Origin of the sequence: Flammeovirga sp. OC4 (assembly GCF_000812565.1) — a bacterium.
Classification (GTDB): Bacteria; Bacteroidota; Bacteroidia; order Cytophagales; family Flammeovirgaceae; genus Flammeovirga.
Genome location: NZ_JTAM01000196.1, coordinates 1 through 256 on the forward strand (window position 1 = coordinate 1; position 256 = coordinate 256).

The window sequence follows — 256 nt, forward strand, 5'->3', positions numbered from 1 at the left end:
TCGAAATGTCAGGCAACTTATAGAGAAAAATGGATCGCAAAACGGGAGGAGGAAGTACTAGACGTCCCCTATTTTCATACTGTATTTACAGTGCCTCATCAATTAAATGACCTCTTTCTGCATGAGCCTGAATTGATGTATAACCTGCTTTTCAAAACCGTCTGGGAAACAGTCAAAACATTCGGAAGCAAAAGTCTAATGGGGGAAATGGGAATGATAGCAGTACTTCATACTTGGGGACAAAATTTGAGTCTGC

At 40.6% G+C, this 256-nt stretch carries 1 protein-coding gene; it reads left to right on the plus strand.

What is annotated here, in order from left to right:
- A partial coding sequence (locus PL77_RS29940) for a transposase zinc-binding domain-containing protein (protein ID WP_044213779.1) occupies window positions 1-256 on the plus strand: 256 nt, incomplete at both ends.